The organism is Clostridium chromiireducens (assembly GCF_003575225.1).
In the GTDB taxonomy this organism is placed as follows: domain Bacteria; phylum Bacillota; class Clostridia; order Clostridiales; family Clostridiaceae; genus Clostridium; species Clostridium chromiireducens.
This window is the reverse complement of record NZ_QXDJ01000007.1, coordinates 201,873-228,000: the sequence shown is the minus strand read 5'-3', so window position 1 is coordinate 228,000 and position 26,128 is coordinate 201,873. Positions and strand designations below refer to the sequence as shown.

32 protein-coding genes are annotated in these 26,128 nt (G+C 30.1%); 7 read left to right on the top strand and 25 right to left on the bottom strand.

Annotated elements, in window-relative coordinates:
* Positions 1–62 precede the first annotated feature (62 nt).
* Together D2A34_RS23175 and D2A34_RS23170 are read left to right on the top strand one after the other, a co-directional pair.
* On the top strand, positions 63–287 hold the full coding sequence (locus D2A34_RS23175) for a DUF1659 domain-containing protein (RefSeq protein ID WP_119368051.1): 225 nt from the start codon (positions 63–65) through the stop codon (positions 285–287).
* A 43-nt stretch (positions 288–330) separates the two neighbouring features.
* On the top strand, positions 331–549 hold the full coding sequence (locus tag D2A34_RS23170; RefSeq protein ID WP_119368050.1) for a DUF2922 domain-containing protein: 219 nt from the start codon (positions 331–333) through the stop codon (positions 547–549).
* 84 nt (positions 550–633) lie between these two features.
* Here the strand turns inward: D2A34_RS23170 and D2A34_RS23165 are convergent, their stop codons facing one another.
* The 8 genes from D2A34_RS23165 to D2A34_RS23130 form a co-directional block, all read right to left on the bottom strand.
* Complete coding sequence (locus tag D2A34_RS23165) at positions 634–1,389, bottom strand: phage antirepressor KilAC domain-containing protein (RefSeq protein ID WP_182629446.1); 756 nt, start codon at positions 1,387–1,389, stop codon at positions 634–636.
* 29 nt (positions 1,390–1,418) lie between these two features.
* A complete protein-coding gene (locus tag D2A34_RS23160) occupies positions 1,419–1,811 on the bottom strand; it encodes a hypothetical protein (RefSeq protein ID WP_119368049.1) in 393 nt (130 codons plus the stop codon).
* A 1-nt stretch (position 1,812) separates the two neighbouring features.
* Positions 1,813–2,055, bottom strand: coding sequence for an AbrB/MazE/SpoVT family DNA-binding domain-containing protein (locus tag D2A34_RS23155; protein ID WP_119368048.1), 243 nt, complete (start codon positions 2,053–2,055; stop codon positions 1,813–1,815).
* Positions 2,056–2,131: 76 nt separating this feature from the next.
* On the bottom strand, positions 2,132–2,758 hold the full coding sequence (locus D2A34_RS23150; RefSeq protein ID WP_119368084.1) for an ATP-binding protein: 627 nt from the start codon (positions 2,756–2,758) through the stop codon (positions 2,132–2,134).
* A 49-nt stretch (positions 2,759–2,807) separates the two neighbouring features.
* Positions 2,808–4,127 (bottom strand): phage replisome organizer N-terminal domain-containing protein, encoded by a 1,320-nt coding sequence (locus D2A34_RS23145; protein ID WP_119368047.1) that lies wholly within the window; start codon positions 4,125–4,127, stop codon positions 2,808–2,810.
* A 141-nt stretch (positions 4,128–4,268) separates the two neighbouring features.
* The gene (locus D2A34_RS23140; protein ID WP_243128387.1) at positions 4,269–4,460 is read right to left on the bottom strand and encodes a hypothetical protein; all 192 of its coding nucleotides are present in this window, start codon (positions 4,458–4,460) and stop codon (positions 4,269–4,271) included.
* A 60-nt stretch (positions 4,461–4,520) separates the two neighbouring features.
* Positions 4,521–4,739 (bottom strand): helix-turn-helix domain-containing protein, encoded by a 219-nt coding sequence (locus D2A34_RS23135; RefSeq protein ID WP_119368045.1) that lies wholly within the window; start codon positions 4,737–4,739, stop codon positions 4,521–4,523.
* Between the two features lie 130 nt (positions 4,740–4,869).
* Positions 4,870–5,094, bottom strand: a complete 225-nt coding sequence (locus D2A34_RS23130; RefSeq protein WP_119368044.1) for a helix-turn-helix transcriptional regulator — start codon at positions 5,092–5,094, stop codon at positions 4,870–4,872.
* Between the two features lie 254 nt (positions 5,095–5,348).
* Here D2A34_RS23130 and D2A34_RS23125 point away from each other — a divergent pair, with 254 nt between their 5' ends.
* The 3 genes from D2A34_RS23125 (at position 5,349) to D2A34_RS23120 (ending at position 7,243) form a co-directional block, all read left to right on the top strand.
* A complete protein-coding gene (locus D2A34_RS23125; RefSeq protein WP_119368043.1) occupies positions 5,349–5,723 on the top strand; it encodes a helix-turn-helix domain-containing protein in 375 nt (124 codons plus the stop codon).
* Positions 5,724–5,922: 199 nt separating this feature from the next.
* Positions 5,923–6,099: a hypothetical protein gene (locus tag D2A34_RS26910; protein ID WP_182629445.1), complete on the top strand. Its 177-nt coding sequence runs from the start codon at positions 5,923–5,925 to the stop codon at positions 6,097–6,099.
* Positions 6,083–7,243, top strand: coding sequence for a tyrosine-type recombinase/integrase (locus D2A34_RS23120; RefSeq protein ID WP_119368042.1), 1,161 nt, complete (start codon positions 6,083–6,085; stop codon positions 7,241–7,243). Before D2A34_RS26910 ends, D2A34_RS23120 begins: the two co-directional genes overlap by 17 nt.
* A gap of 65 nt (positions 7,244–7,308) precedes the next feature.
* On the opposite strand, the gene rlmD is transcribed toward D2A34_RS23120, so the two are convergent.
* The 4 genes from rlmD to D2A34_RS23100 form a co-directional block, all read right to left on the bottom strand.
* Positions 7,309–8,664, bottom strand: a complete 1,356-nt coding sequence (gene rlmD, locus D2A34_RS23115) for a 23S rRNA (uracil(1939)-C(5))-methyltransferase RlmD (protein WP_119368041.1) — start codon at positions 8,662–8,664, stop codon at positions 7,309–7,311.
* 98 nt (positions 8,665–8,762) lie between these two features.
* Complete coding sequence (locus D2A34_RS23110) at positions 8,763–9,176, bottom strand: RDD family protein (RefSeq protein ID WP_079441354.1); 414 nt, start codon at positions 9,174–9,176, stop codon at positions 8,763–8,765.
* Positions 9,177–9,195: 19 nt separating this feature from the next.
* Positions 9,196–9,888, bottom strand: coding sequence for a hypothetical protein (locus D2A34_RS23105; RefSeq protein WP_079441353.1), 693 nt, complete (start codon positions 9,886–9,888; stop codon positions 9,196–9,198).
* Positions 9,889–10,141: 253 nt separating this feature from the next.
* Positions 10,142–10,831, bottom strand: coding sequence for a helix-hairpin-helix domain-containing protein (locus D2A34_RS23100; RefSeq protein WP_079441352.1), 690 nt, complete (start codon positions 10,829–10,831; stop codon positions 10,142–10,144).
* Between the two features lie 168 nt (positions 10,832–10,999).
* Here D2A34_RS23100 and D2A34_RS23095 point away from each other — a divergent pair, with 168 nt between their 5' ends.
* A complete protein-coding gene (locus D2A34_RS23095; protein WP_119368040.1) occupies positions 11,000–12,238 on the top strand; it encodes a D-alanyl-D-alanine carboxypeptidase family protein in 1,239 nt (412 codons plus the stop codon).
* A gap of 138 nt (positions 12,239–12,376) precedes the next feature.
* Here D2A34_RS23095 and asd read toward each other — a convergent pair whose 3' ends face one another.
* Complete coding sequence (gene asd / locus D2A34_RS23090; protein WP_079441350.1) at positions 12,377–13,462, bottom strand: aspartate-semialdehyde dehydrogenase; 1,086 nt, start codon at positions 13,460–13,462, stop codon at positions 12,377–12,379.
* Positions 13,463–13,583: 121 nt separating this feature from the next.
* On the opposite strand from asd, the gene D2A34_RS23085 reads away from it, so the two are divergent.
* A complete protein-coding gene (locus D2A34_RS23085) occupies positions 13,584–14,480 on the top strand; it encodes a LysR family transcriptional regulator (RefSeq protein ID WP_119368039.1) in 897 nt (298 codons plus the stop codon).
* Between the two features lie 92 nt (positions 14,481–14,572).
* Here D2A34_RS23085 and D2A34_RS23080 read toward each other — a convergent pair whose 3' ends face one another.
* The 12 genes from D2A34_RS23080 to D2A34_RS23025 all read right to left on the bottom strand — a co-directional run bounded on the left by D2A34_RS23080 (position 14,573) and on the right by D2A34_RS23025 (position 25,962).
* Positions 14,573–15,475 (bottom strand): RluA family pseudouridine synthase, encoded by a 903-nt coding sequence (locus tag D2A34_RS23080; protein ID WP_119368038.1) that lies wholly within the window; start codon positions 15,473–15,475, stop codon positions 14,573–14,575.
* Between the two features lie 91 nt (positions 15,476–15,566).
* Positions 15,567–16,862, bottom strand: coding sequence for an LCP family protein (locus D2A34_RS23075; protein ID WP_119368037.1), 1,296 nt, complete (start codon positions 16,860–16,862; stop codon positions 15,567–15,569).
* 97 nt (positions 16,863–16,959) lie between these two features.
* A complete protein-coding gene (gene yqeK, locus D2A34_RS23070) occupies positions 16,960–17,538 on the bottom strand; it encodes a bis(5'-nucleosyl)-tetraphosphatase (symmetrical) YqeK (RefSeq protein ID WP_119368036.1) in 579 nt (192 codons plus the stop codon).
* Positions 17,539–17,602: 64 nt separating this feature from the next.
* On the bottom strand, positions 17,603–18,229 hold the full coding sequence (gene nadD, locus D2A34_RS23065; protein WP_119368035.1) for a nicotinate-nucleotide adenylyltransferase: 627 nt from the start codon (positions 18,227–18,229) through the stop codon (positions 17,603–17,605).
* 278 nt (positions 18,230–18,507) lie between these two features.
* The gene (gene yhbY, locus D2A34_RS23060; protein WP_079441344.1) at positions 18,508–18,810 is read right to left on the bottom strand and encodes a ribosome assembly RNA-binding protein YhbY; all 303 of its coding nucleotides are present in this window, start codon (positions 18,808–18,810) and stop codon (positions 18,508–18,510) included.
* A 243-nt stretch (positions 18,811–19,053) separates the two neighbouring features.
* A complete protein-coding gene (obgE, locus tag D2A34_RS23055; RefSeq protein WP_079441343.1) occupies positions 19,054–20,346 on the bottom strand; it encodes a GTPase ObgE in 1,293 nt (430 codons plus the stop codon).
* 288 nt (positions 20,347–20,634) lie between these two features.
* Positions 20,635–20,934 carry a 50S ribosomal protein L27 gene (rpmA, locus tag D2A34_RS23050; protein WP_079441342.1) on the bottom strand — a complete coding sequence of 100 codons (300 nt, stop codon included), beginning with the start codon at positions 20,932–20,934 and terminating at the stop codon, positions 20,635–20,637.
* Between the two features lie 4 nt (positions 20,935–20,938).
* Entirely contained in the window at positions 20,939–21,325 is a 387-nt protein-coding gene (locus D2A34_RS23045) for a ribosomal-processing cysteine protease Prp (protein WP_079441341.1), read from the bottom strand.
* 7 nt (positions 21,326–21,332) lie between these two features.
* On the bottom strand, positions 21,333–21,644 hold the full coding sequence (gene rplU, locus D2A34_RS23040; RefSeq protein ID WP_008423722.1) for a 50S ribosomal protein L21: 312 nt from the start codon (positions 21,642–21,644) through the stop codon (positions 21,333–21,335).
* 191 nt (positions 21,645–21,835) lie between these two features.
* Positions 21,836–23,284: an Rne/Rng family ribonuclease gene (locus D2A34_RS23035; RefSeq protein ID WP_119368034.1), complete on the bottom strand. Its 1,449-nt coding sequence runs from the start codon at positions 23,282–23,284 to the stop codon at positions 21,836–21,838.
* Positions 23,285–23,426: 142 nt separating this feature from the next.
* On the bottom strand, positions 23,427–24,128 hold the full coding sequence (locus D2A34_RS23030) for a TIGR03936 family radical SAM-associated protein (protein ID WP_079441360.1): 702 nt from the start codon (positions 24,126–24,128) through the stop codon (positions 23,427–23,429).
* The gene (locus D2A34_RS23025; RefSeq protein WP_119368033.1) at positions 24,112–25,962 is read right to left on the bottom strand and encodes a TIGR03960 family B12-binding radical SAM protein; all 1,851 of its coding nucleotides are present in this window, start codon (positions 25,960–25,962) and stop codon (positions 24,112–24,114) included. Before D2A34_RS23025 ends, D2A34_RS23030 begins: the two co-directional genes overlap by 17 nt.
* Between the last annotated feature and the right edge of the window lie 166 nt (positions 25,963–26,128).

Here is a 26,128-nt window from a genome sequence, read left to right as displayed (position 1 = left end):
TGTAATAGCGAGTATTTGTTCATATATCCTTTATGAAAACAAAATGAAGGAGGTAAAAAACTATGGCTGTAACAAAATCAATTCAAACTGCATCCCTAAGCATTGAAGTTCAAAGTGGGACTGATAAAGCGGGCGACGCGATATTCAGCAAAAAGACTTTTTCTGGTGTAAAAACAGATGCTGCTCCTCAAAATGTCTATGATGTTGCTGAAGCAATAAAAGGCGTTATGGAAGCTTCAACTAGAGATTACTTTATAAATGAATCTTCTAGTTTAGTAAATGCTTAGGATAGCATTCCTAAGTAAATTTTTAAGATTGGAGGTATGTTAAATGGAATATACTTTAGCTATGACTTTTTTAACTGCTGCTGGCTTAAAGACTACTTTAAGCGTTAGTGGTGTTAAATCTACTCTCACTAAAGATGAAGTAAATGCACTTATGGATGTTGTTATTGCCAAGAATATTTTCAAAACTAATTCTGGCGATTTAGTTAAGAAATCTGGTGCTCAATTGACTCAAAGACAAGTTACTAAATATGAAGTAGCTTAGTCGCTGGTTTTTAAAAATGGAGGTTGTCCTTATGAATAGGATAGCCTCCATTTTTATATATGAATTTTCATACAAATCTTTAATTTATAACTCTCTAATCTTTCTTCCTATAAAATCTATCCCCTTCTGAAATACCATGGTTTTTATATTAATTTTAGTTTCTCCACTAGGTACAGTATACTTTTGTTCCAATATGCGAAAATAACCAGAATCTACAAACTGCTGATAAGGAATATTATTTTTATCTAAGATTTTTTTATCTCTTAATAATGAAAATAGTCTATTTCTTCCCATTCTCTTAATACCAAGAACTTTTGCAACATGTCCCATTTCAATTGCATCTTTGGAGCCTGCAACATCATCATAGAATTGTGCTTTTGGTTCTAATAATTTTACTCTCTTTTCAGCTTCTAATCTTCCTTCTCTTTCTTCTTTTAACTTTGTAGCTGCAGCAATTAATAAATCTGGATTATCTAATAATTCATCTGTAGCATACATTCCTGTTTTTCGTATACAAGGTAGTATTTCATCAAAAATCCATGCTTCAAATTTTTCTGCACCTGGCAATTCTGATTTTGCAACCATCCTAAAAATATCACCTTCTGGAATTACAGTCATTTCTATATTTTGTATAGCATCTGTTCCGTCCTTCCTTTTTCCAGTAACTACCCCCACTCCGTGTTTCAGGGCCCCCCTGCAATGCCTTGAAATTGCATCATTTGGCTTTTTATATCCTAAAGCTTTTGCTATATCAATTCCAACAGCATAATCTTTATTATTAACTTTTACCCATCTTATTACTCCAAATTGTTCATCTTTAAAAATTTGTAAACCTCCCATTTTCCTTTCCCCTTTCCTAAGAATATGACCTATTTTATAACTTTTAGATTTGGCTTATTAGCTTCTTTTTTATAATCTTCACTAAACTCATTAATAAAATAATCAAAATTACATTTAACATTAAGCAACCCTTTTCTTTCATTCCAGCTTAAAGCATATATCTTATTTATTCTAATTTCAGTATCTTGGTTATATATAGTCCATCCATCTTTCCACATACCAACTGGTGGAATATCACTATATAGATTAAAAGGTATACTTTGATCTAAATTTCTTATACAGCCTTTTTCATCCATACTAAAATAAAGACAACCTTCTTCATTTCTACTGATGCTTTTCCCCTGACATTCTCCGCCATGCTTATAACACCTTTTGCAATGGGCACATTCCAGGCGGCTAGGTAAATCCTTTTGCCTGTCCATTTTAATTCTGGCCTAAAGCCTTTCTGCATCCATCACAAACAACAGCTCCATTGAATTCAACAACATCTTTATCACTTCCACAAAATATGCATCCCTTACTATATTTCCTTAAAACTATGTCATTATTAACCCTAACTATTTCAACTGGATCTCCTTCATTGATGCCCAACACTTTTCTTATTTCCTTAGGTATTACAACTCTTCCTAATGGATCAACATTTCTTATAATTCCTGATGCTTTCATTTAAAACAACTCCTCTTCATACATTAATTTATATTAAATTTCAAATATTCAAACGCTTAAATAGTTAATTTCATCTTCACTTTAGTCTATAATTATTTCTAATATCCTTCTCAATTTCCACTACATAATCTTTGGCCATTTCATAGATCCTTGAGGCAACACCTTCATCAAAGGCTAATAACCTATCAATAGAAAATTCACTGCTGACTATAATAGGCAGAAAATTAAGATACCTGTAATTAATGATTTCAAACATAATATTTATGTCTGTTTCATTGACTTTTCCTTTGAAGAGGTCATCAATTAAAAGTACCTCACATAATTGATACTTTGAAATAGTCTTAGTATAATATTCTTCATCAATCATATTTTGTTTTATCTTTGTAATAACATCACGATAAGGCATGTACACTACTTTAATCCTTTGTTTTAAAAAGTTTAATGCAACAGCAATGCTGCTATGAGTTTTACCGCTGCCAACCTGGCCGCATAATAAAATACTGTTTCTTCTCTTATCTCTAATTTCATCAAAATCAGTACAATAAGCTCCTGCAGTATCCTTCATCCTTTGAGAAGCCTTATTCCAAACTACAAAACTAGAAAACGTAAGTTTACTTTGTTCAACATTGATTCCTGAATACTTCCACTCACTTTTTAGCTTTTCTATTTTCCTGCATTCACAGGCTAAAGCAAGAGGCTGCATATGCTCCTGTGGTACTAAAATCCATCCAGTATCACCACATTTACTGCACTTATATGAGTTTTGCTTCAATCCTCCTTCTTTCAGCTTCTGTAAGTTTTCGTGGTTCCTTTGGCTTGAATCCTGCAAATTCATTTTTATCTGCTGTGTTACTCTTTCCAGTGCCTCTAAAGCCATTTCTTTTCACCTCCATATCATTTTCCGTATACCCATCTCTCTTCCAGTTTTTTAATACCCCAATTGCATATTTTATATCAGGACAGTTCTTTTCAAAGCCTACATCCATAGCCATTTTAACCCATTGCTGTCCGTAAATTTCAATAGCTGCCCTAAGTGCAACATATTCACATCCTCCTGGTTTTCCAGTTACCTTCTCATGATAAAACATAAGCTCCATTGCCTTAGAATTTATATCGCCCTCTTCTATCAATCCACTTTTAGTATTATTATCCTCAAAGAGATTAGGCTGATTTATTTCTTCACCACAAATTGAATTTTTATTATTTAAATCACATGCATTATTTTTATTACTCTCTATGTTTTTATCTTTATCTATCTCTTTTTTCTCTTTCTTATTCTTTTTCTTATTCTCTATCTCTTTCTTATTCTGTACCGTTACTGTAACGTTACTTTCATTTTGCGTAACGTTACTATTATTTTTAGTAACATTAGAATTATTATCAGTAGTTTCTACATTATTATTACTGTGATTTTCATTATTATTAGCATTTTCCGCACTGATATTACTAGCTTCTTCACTAGTAGCAGTATTGGTTTTATCATCACTAACAGTATTTGTAGAAGCTTTTTCACTAATTTCCAATGCCTCATTTTTATTTAAAGTTTTATTTTCTCCTAAAACATCATTATCTTTTGAATTTTTCTTTTCTTTTATAGTTTTATTTTCATCCAAATCTTGATTCTCTTCTAAGACTTCATTTTTCTGAGTTTCTTCTTTATTACTTTTATCCGCTTTCTTCTCCTCTTTTTTCTTTTCCCTATGATTCTCAGCTCTTTTTCTATTTTGCTCACGAACTCTTTCCATTCCTTCTATATTTTGATACTTGTCCCAGTTTACAATTTTAATTACTTTATCAGGAGCTATTTCTATCATGCCAAATCTAGATAAAACTTTTAATGCAAGTTTAATGGCATCTATTGGTCTGGAAAATAATATAGCTAACATATTTGCAGTAAGGGGTTTTCCCTCTGATAAAAAGATTTCTCCATCAGCATTAATCTTTCCACCAAGTAAGAGTATTCTTATCCATACATAATGAATTGTATCCCTCTCAGGCATTGCATCTATTAACTTCATTTTTTCATCATCAGGCATACAAGTAGCTAACTTAATCCATTTAATATCTGCCATTATTTTTCACGCTCCCACACATAAAATTTTCTAAACCTTTCAAGTCCATCCCAGGATGGATTTATTCCAATTGAATCACATACATAGATATAACATTTTAAGATTTTTAAATTCACTCTTCTCCCCTTATCTAATGATGTCTTATTTTATCAAAACTCCCTTATGTCCCTCTCCTCTTTTACCCTTTTCAAAGTCATAATAAATACATTCTTCAACTTGTTTAACCGGGAAATTCTCTCCAAGCATTTGATTACATACTTTTGTATCCCTTGGATAATTCTTTAATATTTCTATTAAATCATTGGCTGTTAATCCTTCAAATTTTCTAATCAATCTAAATCCCTTCTTTCTAAAATGATTAACTATATGCATGAAAATGAATTTATTCTACTATTACTCCCTATCAAAAGTTAATTCTTTAATATCATCTAAATTTGATAAATCTTTTCCATTGCTCTCTTCTAAAAATTTCATTAATTCTGTCCTGGTTATTTTTAAACTTCCAAGCTTTAACCCTCTTATTACATTCTTCTTTAATAGATCATATACAGAATTCCTATTAACTTTTAATAACTCTGCTGCTTCAGATACAGTATATAAAACTGGCTCCATACTAATCCCCCTACTCTCATCCCCATAATTCTTCCCTTATAAATTCATCTTCCATTATTCCAAGTGCTTTGTTTAAATTAGAAATTCACCTCTAATTCTTTACTTGCATATTTCTCACTTTCCACTTATGTTAAGCATTCTTACCAGTTTTCATATTATTAGATTCATCAATAACAAATATTTCTTCTATTGTTTTTCCAAAAAAACTTGAAACCAATTTTGCCTCTGTTACACTAAAATCCGACTTGCCGTTTATTTTATAATTTAAAGCACTTCCAGTTATTTTAAGTATTTCTGCTAACTCCAGTTGAGTAACTCTTTTTTCTACCATAAGGCCTTTTAATTTACTATACATCCCTCATTCTCCTTTATAATTATTTAAATCTTAATAGATATCCATTTAAATTTTCATTATGATAATCCACTTTCAAATTATTATCCTAATGCTAATTTAGCTTTATTATAAATTAACATTTAGATAATTTCAACATATTTAAGCCAATTTAATAAAATATATTTTTTCTTTTAGTTAATTTAGTGTTTATTAATTAGCAAATAGTTTATAATATAAGTTAGTGAATTGTGTATCGTATATAGGGTGGTGATAATATGAGTAAATTTCCTACTAGACTTAAAGAGCTTCGCGAAGAAAAAGGATTATTAGGTAAAGAGTTCGCTAAAATTATGAGCGTTGAACCTGCGACAGTAACTAATTGGGAAAAGGGAAATAGATTTCCTAAGGATGATGTATTAGTTAAAATAGCTGATTATTTTGACTGCAGCACTGATTATCTTCTAGGTAGAACTAATGATAAACTTGCAAAAGTATACTCAGGGACATTACATAATCAAACTATAGAAATTGAGATTGACAAAGGATATCCACATGAATTAACTGCTGAAGATGTTCAAAATATCCTTAAGCAGCTAGGTGCCGTAGGTTTAGATGTAAATAAATTAATTGAAAACTTTAAAAACAAATAATACATCAAATAAACTATAGATTTCTTATCTATGGTTTTTTTTATTACTCTTTCGTACTATTTTTGACTTTAACATATTAAATATTTACACTTTCTTTTAAAAAATTTAAAACTTAATTACAAAATATTGAAATTAAAATCAAATAATGTTATAATTTCCCTTAGAACAACAGTTCGCTTAATGTTAGGGGGAAATTTTAATGCCATGGAAATATATTTTAAAGGTAAGACTCAATAATGAAATCGTTTATAAAAGGGATATAGACGAAAAGGAAAATTCCATAGAAAAAAATGATGGAGAATTATCAAGTATAAATAATGCAAATTACGAAACACTAGCTAACGTGGAGGTGTTAAAACATGGAAGGAAGCGTTAGAAAGAAAGGTAGCAAATGGTATTATAGTTTCGAAGTCGGAAGGGAGAATGGAAAAAGAAAAAAAATTGAACGTGCGGGTGGTTCTACAAAGAAAGAAGCACTAGAAGCTTTAAGAAAAGCAATTATCGAATTCGAAAATGCGGGTAGTTATATCGATGAAAGCAATATTAGCGTTAGTGACTACTTTGACTATTGGTTTAAAGAATACGTTTTGCTTAATTGCAAACCTAATACTCAAGTTAGTTATAAACAACTGATTCAAAACCATATTAAACCTCAAATAGGTATATATCATCTTAAAAAAATAACTCCTGCTAAATTACAAGAATTAATTAATACAAAGTATAGAAATGGATTTAGTAAAAACTACTTAAACAATCTATATGGAGTTTTAAGTGGAGCTTTTAAAAACGCTGTATATCCCTATCAGTTAATAAAAGAAAATCCTATGACATTTGTAAAAATGCCTAAGTACAATCAAAAACTAATTAATAATCTAGAAGATTTAAAAATTATAACCTTAGATCAGTATAAAACTATACTGAGAAGATTCCCTTATGGCAGTAACATGCATATCCCACTTCAGATAGGCTTTCATACTGGAATGAGAGTTGCAGAAGTTATGTCATTAACTTGGGACTGCATAGATCTTGAAGCTCATACTATTAGAGTTGAGAAAATATTGTATAGAAACGAATTTAAGCAATGGGTTTTTGGCACTCCCAAAACTCAAAGCAGTTATAGAACTATAAAAATTGGAGGCACATTAATTTCTTTATTAAAAAGATTTCATACTGATCAAAAAGCAAACAAATTACGTTATGGAGAATATTACATTAAAAATGATTATGATTTTGTTTGCCTAAAAGAAAATGGTGAACTCCTAACTGCAGATAGTATTAAGTACCTAAGCAGAATTGTAAATTATGAATTAAATATACCATTTAAATTTCATTCATTAAGACACACTCACGCAACCATGTTATTAGAAGCTGGTGCCAATATAAAAGATATTCAAGAAAGACTTGGTCATAGTAAATCTTCTATTACCATGGATGTTTATTCTCACGTTACTAAAAAGATGTCAAATGATAGTGTTAATATTTTTGAAAATATGTTAAAAATGAATCTTCCGACTACATAAATCCACGGTCGGAAGAATGTCGGAAGTCGGAAGATTTTCATCTAATTATATTCTCTAAAATGGCTTTATTTCTTGATAAGTTTCACTACAGTTTCAACGTGAGGCGTATTCGGGAACATATCCTTCACCTTGGTCTTAACTACTTTATATCCCTTCTCTGTAAGCACTTTTAAATCTTCTACTAATGTCTTTGGATTACAAGAAACATATATTATTTCAGGCGCGTTAAATTTAATCACGTAATCCAACGCCTTAGGATGCACCCCTGTTCTCGGTGGATCAAGGATTATTATCTCCGGCTTATCTTTTACCCTTTTTATGATTTCAGCCACATCCCCAGCTATAAATTCGCAGTTATTTAATCCATTTAATTTTGCATTTTCTTTTGCTGCTTCAACCGCTTCTTCTATAAGCTCAATTCCAATAACTTTCTTTGCATTTGGAGCTACTATTTGGCCTATTGTTCCTGTACCACAATAAAGGTCAAATACAATCTTTTCTTCACTATCTCCCATAAATTCTTTAACAATTGAATAAAGGCTTTCAGCACCTTTTGTATTTGTTTGAAAGAAAGAGAACGGAGATATATTAAATTGAAGTCCAAGTAATGTTTCTCTTATATAATCCTTACCAAATAGAACATTAACTTTTTCAGGAATAACAGCATCAGATCTCGAATCATTTTCAGTATGTAATATTGATACTAATCTTCCTTTATAGCTATGCTCTCTCAACAAATTTACATATTCATTTAGGTCAAAATCTACTTGAGTTGTAGTTACTATATTCACTAAAATCTCACCTGTATTTTGAGCTTTTCTAATAACTAAATGTCTTAGATATCCCTCTGCTTTCATTATTCTGTAGTATGGCAGATCTTTTGTTCTAAAATACTCTACAGTTAATTTAATAATCTTTCTGTAATCTTCATCAACAAGTTTACATTCATCAACAGTTAATATTCCAAAAGATTTCCCTCTCATATGCATTCCAAGAGAAAGTGGTTCACCTTTAGCTTCATCTCCAAAAGTAAACTCCATCTTATTTCTATATTCCCACTGTTCTGGACTTCCTTTAATGCCTAAGTATTCACCCATATCAACATCTGCTTCTTTAAATAAAGCTTTAACTTCTTCACTTAAAAACTCCAATTGCTTCTCGTAAGGTATGCTTTGTGATGAACATCCTCCACAAATCCCAAAATGTGGACATACTGTCTCAATTTCATAATCTGCTTTTTCATCTACACTTATTAATTTTAACTCCGCATAATCTTCTTTCTTCTTTTTTACTCTACCTGTAACTGTTTGACCTGGGAAAGCATTTTTTACGTATATTGTTTTATCTTCTGCATACCCTATTCCAGTTGACGGAAATTTTAATTGTTCTATTTTAACGCTTAGATCGCTTCCTCTTTTCATCGTTTACTCCTAAATATATTCATATTTTTAACGTATTTCATCCCTAACAAAACTATAGAATATAAAAAAAATTTATATTCTATAGTTTACTAATAAAATTAGTTTATATTTAATATTCTCTTCGCAATAGTAACTTCTAATTTACTTCTTTCCATAATAGGAATATAGATGCAATTTATAATGAAGTATATTATACCTCCAGCTAGAATTAATGCTCCATTTTCTCTTACGAACATATAACCAAATAGCTTTAATATTAAATCACATAATAATAACAGTAAGGCAGAACCTGCAACTATTAATAATTGATCAAGTGCACTAGCCACAATGCTTCTCATAGATGATTTTTCTCCGGTAATCAACTCATTCTGAGTGTTACTATATTCAGCATTTGTTTTTTCATCTGCCACAGCACTTATAGCTGTCTCATCAGTTCCTGGATTTAAGTTTTCCATTTCTGTTTCTTCAACCTCACTACTTATTTTGTTTTCTTTAATATTTTCATTTTCCAACAAAGTTTCCCCCTTTAATCTACTTCATACTCATTTCACCATCTGCGAATTTGTATTTCTTTGTAGATAATTTATATATAATACAATCTTTGGTGGCTATAATCTCTTCTTTTAAGCCATCTATTGTGTTATTTATCTTTACCTGACTCTCTCCATCTTTTAATTTACTAATTATTTGTTTATTTATATCTGTGTAGTCTATATCTTCTTGTTCTGTAAATGCTTCTATATATTTTTTGACAGATGTTTTTCCTAAATCGAAATCATTATTTTTTATAGCACTTTCCCTATCAAATTTCAAGCTCACCTGTAAACTTATGTCACCTGTTTCGAGTTTTTCTCCATATGTTTTCATTCCAAAATACAAGCTTTCGATTTTATTTGTTTCAGGTTTATTATTATCAAAATATATGTAGTTATCATTTATAGGTTCTTCTTTTTCTTTTTTAATTTTTTCGTCCTTTTCATATTTTACCCCTAATTCTTTGGTTATACTCTCCATCTTTGATAACTTTTCTTTATAAAGTTTTTGTGTTTCTTCTAATGTGTAATTCTTAGCCCATTTCCCTTCTAAGTTTTCATCACTTGAATCAACCTTATCCTCTGTCTTTGTCTCTGCTTTCTTTTCTACATTCACCTCTGCAGTTTTACATCCTATTAATGAAGCCGCAACTATTAAGCTCATTAATATGCTTATAATCTTTTTAGACACCAAGTTCTCCCCCTTGTTTTATCGATATTGTTTCCATGTCTAATTTTATATGTAATAAATGATTATTACTATAGTAACACTTTTGTATTACAAAAATGTGTCAATAATATACTTTCTTGTTTATTTTCTAAATATTATTCCAATTCGTCTTGTATTTTTACTTTAATACAACATGTATGTTTATTATATATTTTTTTACTCATGCACGCAATTACAATCATATCCAATTTATCTATAAATAAACTCTACATTTTTAAATTTCAATTTGCTCCATTATCCTTTGATACATTTTTTCTCCTATCCCAGTAACATTTTTTATATCCTCTATTGATTTAAAATTTCCGTTTTGCTCTCTGTATTCAATTATACTTTTAGCTTTAGAGTCACCTATACCATTTAATGTTTTAAGCTCCTCTAATGTAGCACTATTTATATTTACTTTTTGGTTAGCACTTTCTTTATTTGCCACATCTGTACTTGGACCTACACTTTTGACTTCTATATCTCTTTCATTTTTATTTGCAATATAAACTAATTCATGATTTTGTAGCTTTTTTGCTCTATTGATATTACTTACATCTGCATTTTCAGTGAGTCCTCCTGCCATTTCTATAAGATCTTTTATTATAGAATTCTCATCTAATATGTATACATCTGGTTTTTTTACTTCCCCTTTAATTTCTATCACAATGCTTTTGTCTTTTATTGGGATACTTATCTCTTTATTATTCATCTTATCATTATTATCTTTTGTTTCTTTACTATTTTTATTAGCTAATGAACTAATCGTATCTGTATCATCTACAAATATACTTTCTGTATCATTTTTCTTTAATTCTTTAAAGCCCGATTTTATATATATAATACTAGCCGCAATGACTATAATTCCTAATATAACAAATATTCCTATCCTTTTCTTATTTTTAAGAAATTCTTCCACCAAAAATCTTTCTCTCCTTAATAATATATTTCTTTATTATCATTTCCAATAATATTCAATTTTAGACCACCATTGGATTTAATAGAACTTTATATGGCGTAATCATATTTTTTTTGGTACAATGTAATTTGAGTATAATTAAAAATATTTGAATATAATATGGAGAATTTTATGAAACGACTTTTGAAAATATTTAATATATTATTTTTATTTTTATTTTCTTTTACCTATACTACTGTACAAGCCGAAACTACTCAACCTCAAATTAATGCCGAAGGCTGTGCCCTCATTGACGCATCAACTGGTGAAGTGTTATTTGGAAAAAATGAAGAGAAGGTATTAGAGCCTGCGTCAACCACTAAGGTAATGACTGCAATTATAGCTTTAGAAAAATGTAAATTAGATGATGAGGTCACAGTTCAAGAAGACTTCACAAAAATAGACGGAACTGCTATTGGCTTATTAAAAGGCGATGTGGTAACTGTTCGCGAATTGCTCTTAGGTCTTATTTTAGAATCTGGAAACGATTGTGCTAACGCTCTAGCTGATCATATATCAGGAAATATATCTGAATTTGCTAAACTTATGAATGCAAAAGCAAAGGAACTCGGGGCTTTACATACTAACTTTAAAAATCCTAGTGGACTCCCAGACCCAGAACATACAACAACAGCTCATGATTTAGCTTTATTTTTGAGAGAAGCTTTAAATAATAAAGATTACATGACTATATCTAATACTCCATCTTACACAATAAACATAAAGAATAACCCTCAAAAAACAATTTTAATTAACAATAAGAATTATATGATTAATAAAAACTCAAAATATTATTATCCATTTGCCATATGCGGTAAAAATGGCTATACAACAAAATCTAACCACACTTATGTTGCTGCCGCTGAAAAAGATGGTCATGTTCTTGTAGCATCCTTCTTAAACGCACTTGATAAAGACAAAAACTTTCATGACATGCAGACAGTTTTTAATTATGGTTTTGATAATTATTCACTTGTGCACCTTTATAAAGAAGGAGATAAAGTTTCTGAGTATAAAATAAATGATGATCTTACTATACCTCTTATAATCTCAAAAAATATTGATTATATAGTTCCGAAGGGAAAGGAAAACTCCATATCTTCTGAAATTAAGTTAGAGGATAAAGACTTGAGTAAGCAATCATTTGATAAAGATGATAATATAATAAAAGGAACAGTTTATGTTAACAATAAAGAATATATATCAGTTGATTTAAAGGCTGGAACTTCTAGACATTATGAGTCTCCAATTTCTATTAACTCTTTATCTCAAAATAATAACACTCCTATTTTAATAGGGGCATCCGCCACCATATTGGCTGGACTTTTTGGATTGAGAAAGCTTATAAAAGCCAAATATGGTAAAAAATAAATTAAAGGAAGCCTAACATCGGCTTCCTTTAATTTATGCTAGGTTTTTTAAAATCTTCACATCCAAAATTTATTATGTGAGCCTCTTGATATTCAAGGCTCATACCAGTTCAGAAATCTACTCACTTCTTATATATTTTTACTTTGCAGTTAAATACCCGCAAGCTTTTAGATATTCTGCTGACAATACTCCTCCACCTGCTGCTCCTCTTAAGGTATTATGAGAAAGGCATACAAATTTATAATCGAATATTTTATCTTCCCTTAGTCTTCCCATAGTTATTCCCATACCATTTTCATAATCTCTATCTAAATTAGTTTGTGGTCTATTATCTTCAGTGAAGTATTTTAAGAATTGTTTCGGTGCACTTGGAAGGTTTAAAACAATTTCAGGTGCTTTAAAACTTTCCCATGCCTTTATTATTTCTTCTTTTGAAGGTTTCTTTTTAAAGTTAACAAAAACTGCTGCTAAGTGTCCATTTGTTACCGGCACCCGTATACATTGTGTTGTGATAATTGGATTTTGAGCATTTATAATTTTATTGTTTTCAACCTTTCCCCATATTTTTAATGGCTCATTTTCACTTTTTTCTTCTTCACCATCAATAAACGGGATAACGTTATCAAGGATTTCTGGACATTCATTAAAAGTCTTACCAGCTCCCGATATAGCTTGATAAGTACAAGCAAGAATAGTTTGTGGTTCATATTCCATAAGAGCATTAACAGGAGGCACATAACTTTGAATTGAACAATTAGGCTTTACTGCTATAAAACCTCTTTTAGTTCCTAAACGTTTCTTTTGACTTTCAATAATTTGTGCATGTGCTCCATTTATTTCTGGAATCAGGACAGGCACATCTTCTACATTTCTATTAGCTGAATTATTAGAAACAACTGGTGTTTCGTGTTTAGCATACTCCTCCTCGAGTAACTTTGTTTGTTTTTTGTTCAAAGAAATCGCACAAAAAACAAAATCTACCTTATTACATATATCTTCTACCTCAAAAGCATCTTTTACGACCATATCTTTATATTTTTCAGGTAATGAAGTAGTCATTTTCCATCTATCTTTTACAGCCTCCTCATATGTCATTCCAGAGGAGTTTTTACTTGCTGCTAATACTGTCACCTCGAACCAAGGATGATTTTCTAAGAGACACGCAAACCTTTGACCAACCATACCTGTAGCACCTATTATTCCCACTTTCAATTTATTCCCCATTATTAATCACCTCTTAAAATTATTTTGCTTATCTATTATAGATATGATATCATCTATACATATATTAGTAAAATTGATAATTTCTATTAACATAATCAATTTTTTTGATGGAGATGATTATATGGATTTTAAGCAGCTCAATGCTTTTTTAACAATAAGCAAACTTCAAAGTTTTACTAAAGCAGCTGAAATATTAGGCTATGCACAATCTAGTGTAACAACACAAATTAAACTCTTGGAAAGTGAACTTGGAGTAAAACTATTCGAGCGAATAGGTAAAAATATTACTTTAACGCATGATGGAAAAAAACTCCTTCCATATGCAAAACAAATGCTAAAGCTATCAAATGATATAAAAAATACAGTATTCAACACGGAAACTCCAAGCGGAACTTTGACTATTGGTGCCGCTGAATCTTTATGTGTATTAAGACTTCCAGAAATTCTTAAAGAATATAAAAAGCTTTATCCGAGCGTTGAAATATCTCTAAAGTTTGGAAGCTGCGCTGAATTTAGACATTTCCTAAATGATAATATTATAGATGTAGCCTTTTCCTTAGGCATAAAAATAGATTCAGAGGAATTCATATCCGAAATCGAAGTTCCAGAACCTATGTTACTTTTAGCTTATCCCGGACATCCTCTTATAAATAAAAAAGAAGTACTTCCAAAAGATATTGAAACCGAGCCTCTCATTTTAACAGAAATGGGCTGTAGTTACAGAGCTGCGTTAGAGAATATTCTACATACCTGTAACGTAAAACCGAATATAACTCTGGAAACAGGAAGTGTTCAAGCTATTAAGCAATTTACAATGAGTGGTTTAGGCATAACTCTTCTGCCAAAAGTGGCTGTAGAAGATGAAATAACTACAAAAAAACTTATTCCTTTAAATTGGATCGGACCAAACTTTGAAATAATTTCTCAAGTTCTTTACCACAAGAACAAGTGGATTTCTCCAGCACTAAAAGAATTTCTTAAATTATCACGAGATTTTATGGATACCTATTCAATCTAATCATATCCATACACAGGTAGATAATAATAAACATAAAAAAACAGTTATTATTAAGATTGTCCTCACTTAATAATAACTTGTTTATTTTTTAATTATTTTAGTTTCTTTATCAATTCATTCATATCATCTGGAAGATTTGCTCTTAATGAAAGTACTTCTCCACTTCTAGGAGATTTAAAGTCCAATCCATAAGCATGAAGTGCCTGCCTTTTAATCAAATCGCCTTCTTCATCACCATATCCATATAAAGTATCTCCATAAATCGGATGCCCTAAATGACTTAAATGAACTCTAATTTGGTGAGTTCTTCCCGTCTCAAGTTTACATTCTACTAAACTTGATTCATTGTATTCCTCAACAACTTTATAATGAGTTATACTCCTTTGACCTCTCTCATCAATAACTCTCCTAATACCATTTTCAATTCCTTCAGGCTTATATATTGGTAAATCAATTGTCCCTTGTTTTTCTTTCATAATTCCATGAATTAATGCTAAATATTTTTTTTCTACCTTATTTTCGCTCATTTCTTTAGATAGCATTCCATGAGAAAATTGATTTTTAGCAATTATAATAAGACCTGATGTATTCATATCTAATCTAGAAACTAATCTAACTATGCAATTTTGGCCGCTCTCCATAAAATAATAAATTACTCCATTTGCAAGTGTCCCACTTTGATAACTTTTAGTTGGATGAACAACCATAAATGGCTTCTTGTTAACTACTAGAATATCTTCATCTTCATAAACAATATCTATATCCATCTTTTCAGGTGCTATATCTTGACTTTCATCTTTAGCCAGATCAATTTTAATAACTTCTCCTAAATTTAATACTCTATTCATTTTTACTACTTCACCATTAACAAAGATCCTTTTATCAAGAGAAGCACTTCTTATTAATCTGGTTGATAGTCCTAGCTCTACTTTTAAATATTCTCTTATCTTAGTTCCTTTTTCTATATTATCAACTTGTTTTTCTAAAATACTCATTTGATTGTTCTACTCCTCATGTAACTAAATTCAGAATAAATTATTATTTTATCCACAAACTTTGATTTAGTATCCTAATTTTACCCACAACTTATTCATCAAGTGTTGCAAAATCTTTACCTAAAATTATGATCACATCATAATCATTGTATTCTGTTTTATTTTCTTTCCTATCAGTATTTTTAATATTTAAATCTTGTAGAATCACCTGTAATTTATCATTATTATTTGAAAGTATGACACTTTTATCACTAAGTTCAGTATTGCCTGTATCAATTTTTTTATAGCCCATACTGTTTAATTCTTTTTCTTCTTTTGCCGCTAATCCATTAATCTTAGTTGCATTCAATATTTTTATTCTAATATCATCCTTTGATATGTTTTCTGGTAAGCTTTTAGAAGATACAGACGAAACAAGTGATGATAAAATATCTTTATTTGCGCTCTTATCAAATATTAAAAATGATTCGCCATTTATTGTTTTAGGTGTTCCAGCCGAAGTTGCCATTATGGTATTTTCTTTCTTTATATTAGTAAACTTTAATCCATAATTTAAAACCTCAAAACTTGACATATTGGTTTCTATATTATCACCTAAAGCTGACATAATCTTAGGAACTCTAAACATTATAAAAGGACTTGTACATTTTTCTATAACTTTTGAAATAAATTTTTGTTGATTCTCTATTCTATCCAAATCCCCATTAGCAAAGCCGCTTCCATCATTATTCTTTCTCCATCTGAAAAATTCCTCTGCTTTTTTTCCGTCTAGAGTTACTGTTTCACCCGCTTTAAAATTTATATGGAGATTTTGGCCTTCATCATCATAGATCATATTTCTATCTATCTTCATCTCAATCCCTCCGATTGCATCAATAATTTCTCGGAAGGCATTATAATCAATTTTAACTATATAATTTATATTTACATTTAGTAACTTTTCAACCTCAGATTTTATTTTAGGATATCCACCAATAGCATAAAGCGAATTTATTTTAGCATTTTTGCCGTTAACATTAATTAACGTGTCTCTTGGAATTGATACAAGATGCATTTTTTTATTTTGTGGATTATAATTTGCAACCATTATAGTATCTGTCCTTTTTATTGATTGATTATCAACTTGGCTCGGATCCCCTATATCCATTCCTAGTAACAGTATATTAACTGGTCCATTTAATGACACATCTACACTCCTTGGCATTGATTTACTTCCTATTTTCATTAAGGCAGAAACTCCTGATACCATTGAGACAATAATAAAAGTCACTATAAGAGCAATTGCACCTAATACTACCTTTTCGGGTATCGTTGTAGAATCAGTATTTTTACTAAAAATTTTCAAGAACAATTTTTGCTTTTTTTTATTATTAGATCTTCTTCTCATGTACCCACCCCTCTTATGCTCTAAAGCTAGTTAATAAAATAACTCTTAAAACTTATTTAGCCTAGCTAACCTTTATATTTAATTAAAATTCTAAAAATTACCCTTTAAATTTAGAATCAAGTAAAAAATAATTTCTTGCTTTCATAGTATTTTCATCAATCATTAAATTTCTAGTTAATAAAAATTCTATACTACGAGTCAATCCATAATATACCCCTCTGTCTAAATCTTCAAAAGTAAGTTTTCTTATATCCTCAACACCTTCAAATTTTCTACTTGGTTCAATCATATCTGCAATATAAATTATTTTTGTTAAAGTAGACATATCTTCTTTCCCTGTTGTATGCCACCTTACCGCATCTAATATCTCCTCATCTTCAATTCCGAGTTTATCCTTAGCAACTATATCCGCAATTATGCTATGCCATAAATTCGCATTGTTTTGTTCAACTTCAGATAAAATTATATTATTTTTCTCCATTATTTCTTTCATCGTATCTATTTTTAAATTTTTTGCAACATCATGTGAAAGACCTGCAATTTCTGCTTTTTCTTCAGATATTCCATTTAGCTTAGCTAACTTCTTAGCTGTATCAGCAACTCCTAAAATATGAGTATAACGTTTCTCCATTAAATTTGTCTTAAGATATACTTTTATTTCTTCTATAGATAACAAAAATTATTCCCTCCTAATAGGATTTAACCTTTTATTAAATAGTTAAAGTTTTATTTACTTTAACTTACAAATTCTTATTTTTATTAATATATAACCCTTTTTCATAAATAATATCAACAACTTTTGGCGGTACAAAAAAATCTATCCTTTTATTCCTATCTACCAAACTCCTTATTTCTGTTGAAGATATCTCAAGCTGTTTTAAATCCAAAAATATTATTTTTCCAGAATACCTTTCTTCTATTAATTGCTTTCTTTGAATCATTTCTTTCCTATTAATTCCTCCCCTTGAGAAAACTACAAGAGTGGCTAACGAAAAAATCTTTTTAGCTTCTTTCCATTTCTCAATGGTAAATAAGCAATCTGCTCCTGTTATAAAAAACAATTCTTTTTCTTCACCTACAGAATTTCCTTTAAAGTATTCCAATGTTTCATAGGTGAAACTAAGCCCACCTTTCTCTATTTCATAACTTGAAATAGAGAATTCTTTAAAAGGCTCTATAGCTGCTTTTACCATTTCATATCTCAGTTCAGAATCTGTAATTATATTATCAACTTTAAGTGGCTGCTTCCCAGCTGGCATGAAAATTACTTTATCTAAATTCAATTGTTCTTTAGCTTCATAGGCTATATATAAATGTGCATAATGAATAGGATCAAAAGTCCCACCAATTATACCATAACGTTTCATAAGCTTTCCTCCAAAAGTAAGACACACAAAGGAAATATAATCTCAATGTGCCTAAGGTGATTTAAATAAAAAATTCCTTTCTTATTATAACATGAACTATAGTTAAATATAATTTTTAATATCTTAAATTTTATATAGTGAAACCTTTCAGGTGAATCTGAATTTAGGAAAAGGAGTTTCCTCCTATATTTAGGAAGTGCTACGGATGCTAGCTATCGTATAAAAAGAGAAGCTTTATATAAGCTTCTCTTTCTTAATTATTCCCAAAAGTTTTGGATTTATTTAGTTGGTAATTGGATTTTTCTTTTCTTTTCATTACTTGATCTTTTATATAGGACTATTTTATTTCCAATTGCTTGTATTCCCTCGCATTTAACTGCTTTACAAATCATATCCGAAGTTTCTCTAGTTTCTAAACCACTATTTTCTAATACTTTAATTTTGATTAATTCTCTAGCTTCTAAAGCTTGTGAAACTTGTATTAGAAAGTTTTCTTCAACACCATTTTTACCAATTTGGAATATTGGTGACATATCGTTTGCTAAACCTCTTAGATAAGCTCTTTGTTTTCCTGTTAACATTTTATTAATTCCTCCTAAATCTTTTTTTCAACCCATAAGTTGTATTAATTATCCTTGGGGGCTTTATTTATAATGGAAACTCAACTCACATACGTTCGCTGAGTACTCACAGAGTAAGCGACCATCATCAAATCATAGATTTGAGATGTCTGCTTAACCGATTCACACAAAATCATAGATTGCACTGTGTGAAAGTTCGAGAACCCAAATGCAAGATTTGGACTCTCACTTTTGGTTCTCTGCTTAAAGTACATATTCAAATTCAAAATCATTTAATCTTACCATGTCTCCATCTTTAATTCCCATTTCTCTAATTTCATCAAGAATACCCTTATTTCTAAGAACCTTATGGAAATATCTTAGAGAATCTGCATCATTTACATTAACAGCACTTAATAATCTATCTACAAATGTACCTTCAACTATGTAAACATCATATCCTTCCTCTGCATTGTTTTCAACATGGATATCATAAGTAAATCTTTTTTCCTCTGGTATATATCTTTCATCTTCTGATATTTCTAATTCTTTAACTGGAATTTCTTTAAGCATTCTTGCTGCTTCTTTCATTACAGCATCAACACCTTCATTTGTGGCTGCTGACATTTTAAATATTTTATCAAATCCCATTTCTTGAACTCTCTTTTTAAAATCTTCAAATATTTCTTCATCATAAAGCATATCAGTTTTATTTGCCACTACAATCTGAGGTCTATCCCAAAGTTTAACTGAATATTTCTTTAACTCTTCATTAATTTTAACGAAGTCTTCAAATGGATCTCTTCCTTCAATACCTGAAATATCAACTATGTGTATTAAAAGTCTAGTTCTTTCAATGTGCTTTAAGAATTGTATTCCAAGACCAACACCTTCTGCTGCACCTTCAATTATTCCTGGAATATCTGCCATTACAAAAGGTTCAATTCCTTCAACTGCAACAACTCCTAGGTTTGGCTTTAAAGTAGTAAAATGATAGTTTGCTATCTTTGGTTTTGCTTTTGTTGTCATAGAAAGTAATGTTGACTTTCCTACATTAGGGAATCCTAATAATCCAACATCGGCAAGTAATTTTAATTCTAATATTATGTTTAATTCATCCCCTGGCATTCCTGGTTCCGCATAATGAGGCGCTTGTTTTGTAGCAGTAGCAAATTTAACATTACCTTTTCCGCCTTTTCCGCCTCTTAATAAAATTAATTCCTGTCCCTTATGAGAAAGGTCTGCAATGACTTTATTTGATTCTGCTTCCCTTATAATAGTTCCCATAGGTACTTTTATATAAAGATCTTTCCCATCTTTACCATAGCACTTCTGCCCACCACCATTTTGACCTTCTTCTGCAATAAATTTCTTTTTATATTTAAAATCTAGTAATGTAGTTATACCAGTTTCAACTTGAAAAATGATACTCCCACCTTTACCTCCATCACCACCATCTGGCCCGCCGAGTGGTACATACTTTTCTCTTCTAAATGAAATAGCACCATCGCCACCTTTTCCAGATTTAACAAAGACCTTGGCTTTATCTATAAACATATAATCACCTTTCTTTACATATTTCTTGCTTCATTTAATATAGCTGTACTAATAACAGTTTACCTTATTACAATATAATCTATTCTTTCCTAAAAAATCTCATCTTATTAGGCACATGAAAAAAATAGCAGCAAGTAATGATAATTTATTTCATGTCATAATAAGTTGTACCTTAACTATCAGGCTCACTATGAGGAAAAGTGAACCATACAATCCTTGACTTGTTATCTTCTTTCATATGCCTAAAAAAAGCACTCTTAAACTAAGAGTGCTTTATTTCTAAAATAATTATTCAGCTATTGCTTCAACGTCTACTGGGTAAACACTTGCTTTTTTCTTATCTCTACCAAGTCTTTCGAATTTAACAATTCCATCGATCTTAGCAAATAAAGTATCGTCTTTACCTCTTCCAACATTTTCACCTGGGTGGATCTTAGTTCCTCTTTGTCTATAAAGGATATTTCCTGCAAGAACAAATTCTCCATCAGCAGATTTAGCTCCTAATCTCTTTGATTGAGAGTCTCTACCATTCTTAGAACTACCTACTCCCTTTTTGTGAGCGAATAATTGAAGGTTCATGATTAGCATGTGACTACACCTCCTCTTTTATTAAAGTTATATATTCTCTACGTTTCTTTTGCCCTACCAATTGATCAAATCCTAAAATTACACTTTCCAAGCTTTTTTCAAAAGTTTTTAATAAAACTTGAGCTTGATTTAGTTCTTCTAGACTGAAATCTTGAAGATCTAATTTTAAGTATCCATCTTTTATTTCGTAAGTTGAATTAAGCTTTAAAACTTCATCCAATCCAACAATTACACTTTGAGATAAAACTGAGACTGAATTACATATCATATCAAAAGCCTCTCCTACTAAAGCAGAATCATTTGAAAAATCTCTGTCACCACCCATTGCATGACCGTTTATTACGAATCCAACAATGATGTCATTATGTTGTTTGATTTTTACTTTAACCATAATTTTATTATGCTTCGATCTTTTCGATTACTAGCTTAGTGTAAGGTTGTCTGTGTCCATTCTTTCTTCTATAGTCCTTTTTAGACTTATACTTGAAAACCACAACTTTCTTTGCCTTACCTTGTGCTGCAACCTTAGCTACAACTTTAGCTCCTTCAACTACAGGTGCACCAACTTTGATACCTGCGTCAGTTCCTACAGCTAAAACTTCGTTTAATTCAACTGTTGAGTCAACATCAGCGTTAAGTTTTTCAACGTATATTACGTCTCCTTCTTGAACTCTGTATTGTTTTCCTCCTGTTGCTAATACTGCGTACATTAAAACACCTCCTCATAACGGTCTCGCCACTTTTGGTACAAAGATTCAACTTTGTTTTACAATAAAACCTTACGTGCGCGGTCTACAAAAGCCAGTTTACCATAAAATTTCTCTCATGTAAAGAAGAATTTATGATAAATTTATAATTAATAATAAATAACAGGAAATTATTGATGAAGTTCCTATATAAATTAGACTTTCTCTATAGCCGTAACTTTATAATCCTTCAAATTGTCTTTCTGTGCCTGAAATATTAATGGTTCAATCTTATAGCCTTCAATATTATCTACATAATTTAAATATATTTCTTTATCCAAAGCATCTATTTCTTTTATGAAATCAAAGATATTTTCTTTAATTTTATCTTTATAAACACTATCTACCTCAATATGAAAGCAATTTATTGAGTTTTCTTCCTGCATTCTTACTATTTCGTTCCTTATAAGACCTTCTATGTAGGATAATTTTAAAATTATACCTCTTCCTTTACATAAAGAACATTCTTCTTCCATATACTCATATATGCTTTTTCCCTGTCTCTTTCTAGCAATCTGAACTAAATCCAATTGAGTAAACGGGAATATTCTTATATTACCCTTATCTGGTTTTAAACTTTCCTTAAGCGCATCCATAACAATATCCTTCTGACTTTTATCTCGCATGTCAATAAAGTCTATAACTATAATTCCACTTAAATTTCTAAGTCTTATTTGTTTCCCAATTTCTTTTGCTGCTTCCAAGTTAGTCTCTAAAATAGTCTTATTAAAACTTCTTTCTTTTATATTCTTTCCACTGTTAACATCAATTACGTACATGGCTTCTGTTCTATCAATTATTATATATCCTCCACAGGGCAAATTAACTTTATTATGTCGTAATTTTAGTAATTCTTTTTCTATCCCATAGAAGTCAAAAATATTTCTATATCCTTCATATTTTTCTACCTCAAGATTTTCCTGACCGTTAATAAAATTAAATATTTTTTCATAATCAATCTCATTATTAACATAAATTTTTGTAATTTCTCCACCAAAAGAATTCATTAAAAGCTTTTTTAATGTTAAATCTTCGCCATAAAGTTTCTTTAAACCTAATGAATGCTTCATTTTTCTATCTATATCCTGAAATTCCTCATAAAGCTTAGCTATTTCTTTTTTAAGAACATCTATCTCCACATTAGCACCTTCTGTTCTAACTGTTATACCTGCGCCTATTAATGGTTCAAGATTATTCAAAATATTATTTTTCTTTTCTTTATCTTCTATTCTTTTAGAGAATTCTATTCCTTCTTCATAACAATTTAAGACAACATGTTTCCCGGGAATTGATACTTTAGAACTTAATTTAGCTCCCTTATCATTAAGAGGTTCTTTTATAACCTCTACTAGTATTTCATCACCTTTTTTTACCCCTTTAACCTTTAATTCATCACTGTAATACATGTAGCCTTCTTTATCTAAACCTAAATCCACAAATATAGAATTTATTGCTGGAAGTATATTTTTAATTCTTCCTTTATAAATTTCTCCTATTATAGGCTCATCTTTATTTTCCTCTACAATACTTTCAATCAACTCTTTATTTGATTTAACAGCTATTCTTAAAAGTTTATCTCTTCTCTCAATAAAAATCTCTTTCATTTTTATAACACATCCTAGTCACTGCACAATTCACAGCTAATGATACAAAAAATTGGCTAAAATCAATAATTGTTCATTAATCGCTGTGAATTATACTTTATATATTAAATTATCCAACTCAATATTTGTATTCAGTAAAAGTTTATATACATTTGTATAGTGGCAGAAGTTTATTTCCTTTATAAAAATACATTTCTTCTCTTTTTATATTAACAAATGAATCCAAAAGTGCATTTGAAGTCTTTTCTTGAATATAGCTAACAAGTAAATCTGCACTTAAATGTTCTCTACTACCTGTGCTTATAACTACATTTAAGATTAAAAATTCATCTTTAATCCAAAAGCTAAATTCTTTAACCAAAGGTCTTATATTTACTTCTTTTTCGCCTTTTTTACTTTTCTTTACTGTATTCCATTCGTTAAATTCTAAAAGTTTATTCACTTCCTCTTCTAAATTTGAAACTTCTGAATATTTAATTTTTATAGTATATCTTGCTGCATCTATTAATGCCATAGCCTGTGGAACTTTCTTTTCTCCCTCTTTATAAGGAATTGCAAGTGCACTTATGTACTTTATCCCACTTGGTGCAGTTTGATTTAATTCATCCACAATTTCCTCTTCATTCATTTCAGTTGTTAACACCATATCCATATATTCGCCACTTGAATACACTCCAACTGATAGAGGCTGAGCTATTGATGTATTCATATGTGGATTAAACCCTTGAGAATATTCTATAGGTAATCCCGCTCTTCTAATATTTTTTTGAATAGTTTTAAGTACATCTAAATGAGATATAAACTTAATATTTTCCTCTTTAGTAAATTTAGTTAGGTAACGCAATTTCAAAACACTCCCCATTCTTAAAGTTCACATTAAATCCACATCCTGTACACCCTTCTCTACAGTTTTGTGTTAACTCAACCTTTTTAGCTTTCTCATTTTCTATTTCTAAATATTTTCTGTTTACTCCGATATCAATGAAATCCCATGGTAACACTTCATCATAACTTCTTTCTCTATATGCATAGAAGTCTACAGTTAAATTACATTCCTCCATTGCTTCCATCCATACATCAAACTTAAAGTGTTGATCCCAACCATCAAACCTAGCGCCTTTTTCAAAAGCCTTAATTAAAACTTCACATAATCTTCTATCGCCTCTTGCAAATATAGATTCCATTACAGATGTTTTTTGTTCATGATAATTATAAACTATACATTTAGATTTAATTGAAGACTTAACAGCTTTAATTTTTTCAGTAACGTCTTCAAATCTTGCCATAGGTGCCCACTGGAATGGAGTAAATGGCTTAGGTATAAGTATTGATGTACTTACTGTAAGCCTTAAGCCTTTATTATTATTTATCTTATTAGGAACTTGTCTATATCTGTATACAATTTTTTCTGCTAATTCACCAATACCTCTGCAATCTTCAAGTTCTTCATAAGGAAGCCCAACCATAAAATAAAGCTTAAGAGTCTTCCATCCAGCTTCAAAAGCACTTGTAGCAGCCTCTAAAATCCTCTCTTCAGTTAATCCTTTATTTATTATATCTCTCATTCTTTGAGATCCTGCTTCCGGAGCAAAAGTTAAGCCTGTTTTTCTTACTTTTTGAATATCTTTAAGTAAATCAACTGAAAAAGCATCTACTCTTATTGATGGGAGAGCTACTCCCACTCTATTATCTTCATGCTCTTCCATTAAATCTTCAATTAGTCCCTTTATGTCTGAATAGTCACAAGTACTTAATGATGAAAGAGAAATTTCCTCATAGCCTGTATTTTTAACTAATTCTCTAGCCAGATTTTTTAAATCTTCTCTAGTTTTTTCTCTAATTGGTCTATAAATCATTCCAGCCTGGCAAAATCTACAACCATTTGTACATCCTCTAAATAATTCTAAAACAATTCTGTCATGAACAATTTCTGAATATGGAACTATTATCTTTGTTGGAAAATCTACTTTAGTATAATCATTTATTATTCTCTTTCTTACAGTTTTAGGCACATCATCATACTTTGGTTTAAATTCTTTAATTGTATTATCTTCATTATAAACAACATCATATAATGAAGGTACGTATATACCTTGAATTTTAGATATCTCTCTTAAGAATTGCTTCTTATTTCCCTTGTACTTTTTATAGACATCTAAAACATCGTTCATCATTTCTTCGCCTTCACCAATTTCAAAGAAATCAACAATATCGTATAATGGCTCTGGATTATATGCACAAGGACCTCCGGCCATAACTATAGGTTCATCTTCGCCTCTTTCCGATGCTCTTATAGTGATTCCTGACATATCTAACATATTTAAAATATTTGTATAACTCATTTCATATTGTAGAGTAAATCCTAAAATATCAAATTCTTTTAATGAATCCTTAGTTTCCAATGCAAATAAAGGTATGTTATTCTTTCTAAGCTGCTCTTCCATATCTGGCCATGGTGCAAATGATCTTTCGCAGTATGTATCGCTTCTTTGATTTATAGTATGATAAAGTATTCTGCTTCCTAAATGAGACATTCCAACTTCATAAACATCTGGAAAACAAAACGCAAATCTTATGTCGACTTCTTTTGGGTTTTTAACAATCTCATTTAATTCTCCACCAGTATATCTACTTGGCTTTTCAACCTTAAATAAGATATCATCTGAAATTTTATTCATTAATAAATTTCCTCCTTAAACACACTTTCTTATATAGTGATTTATCTCTAAGTTTAGTAATTTTATAGCTTCTGTATAAGTAAAATTTAGAATCTTTTATCCAGGATAGATTCCATGTAATGTAATTATCACTCAACTTTAACCAAAAATTAATTTTTACTAATAA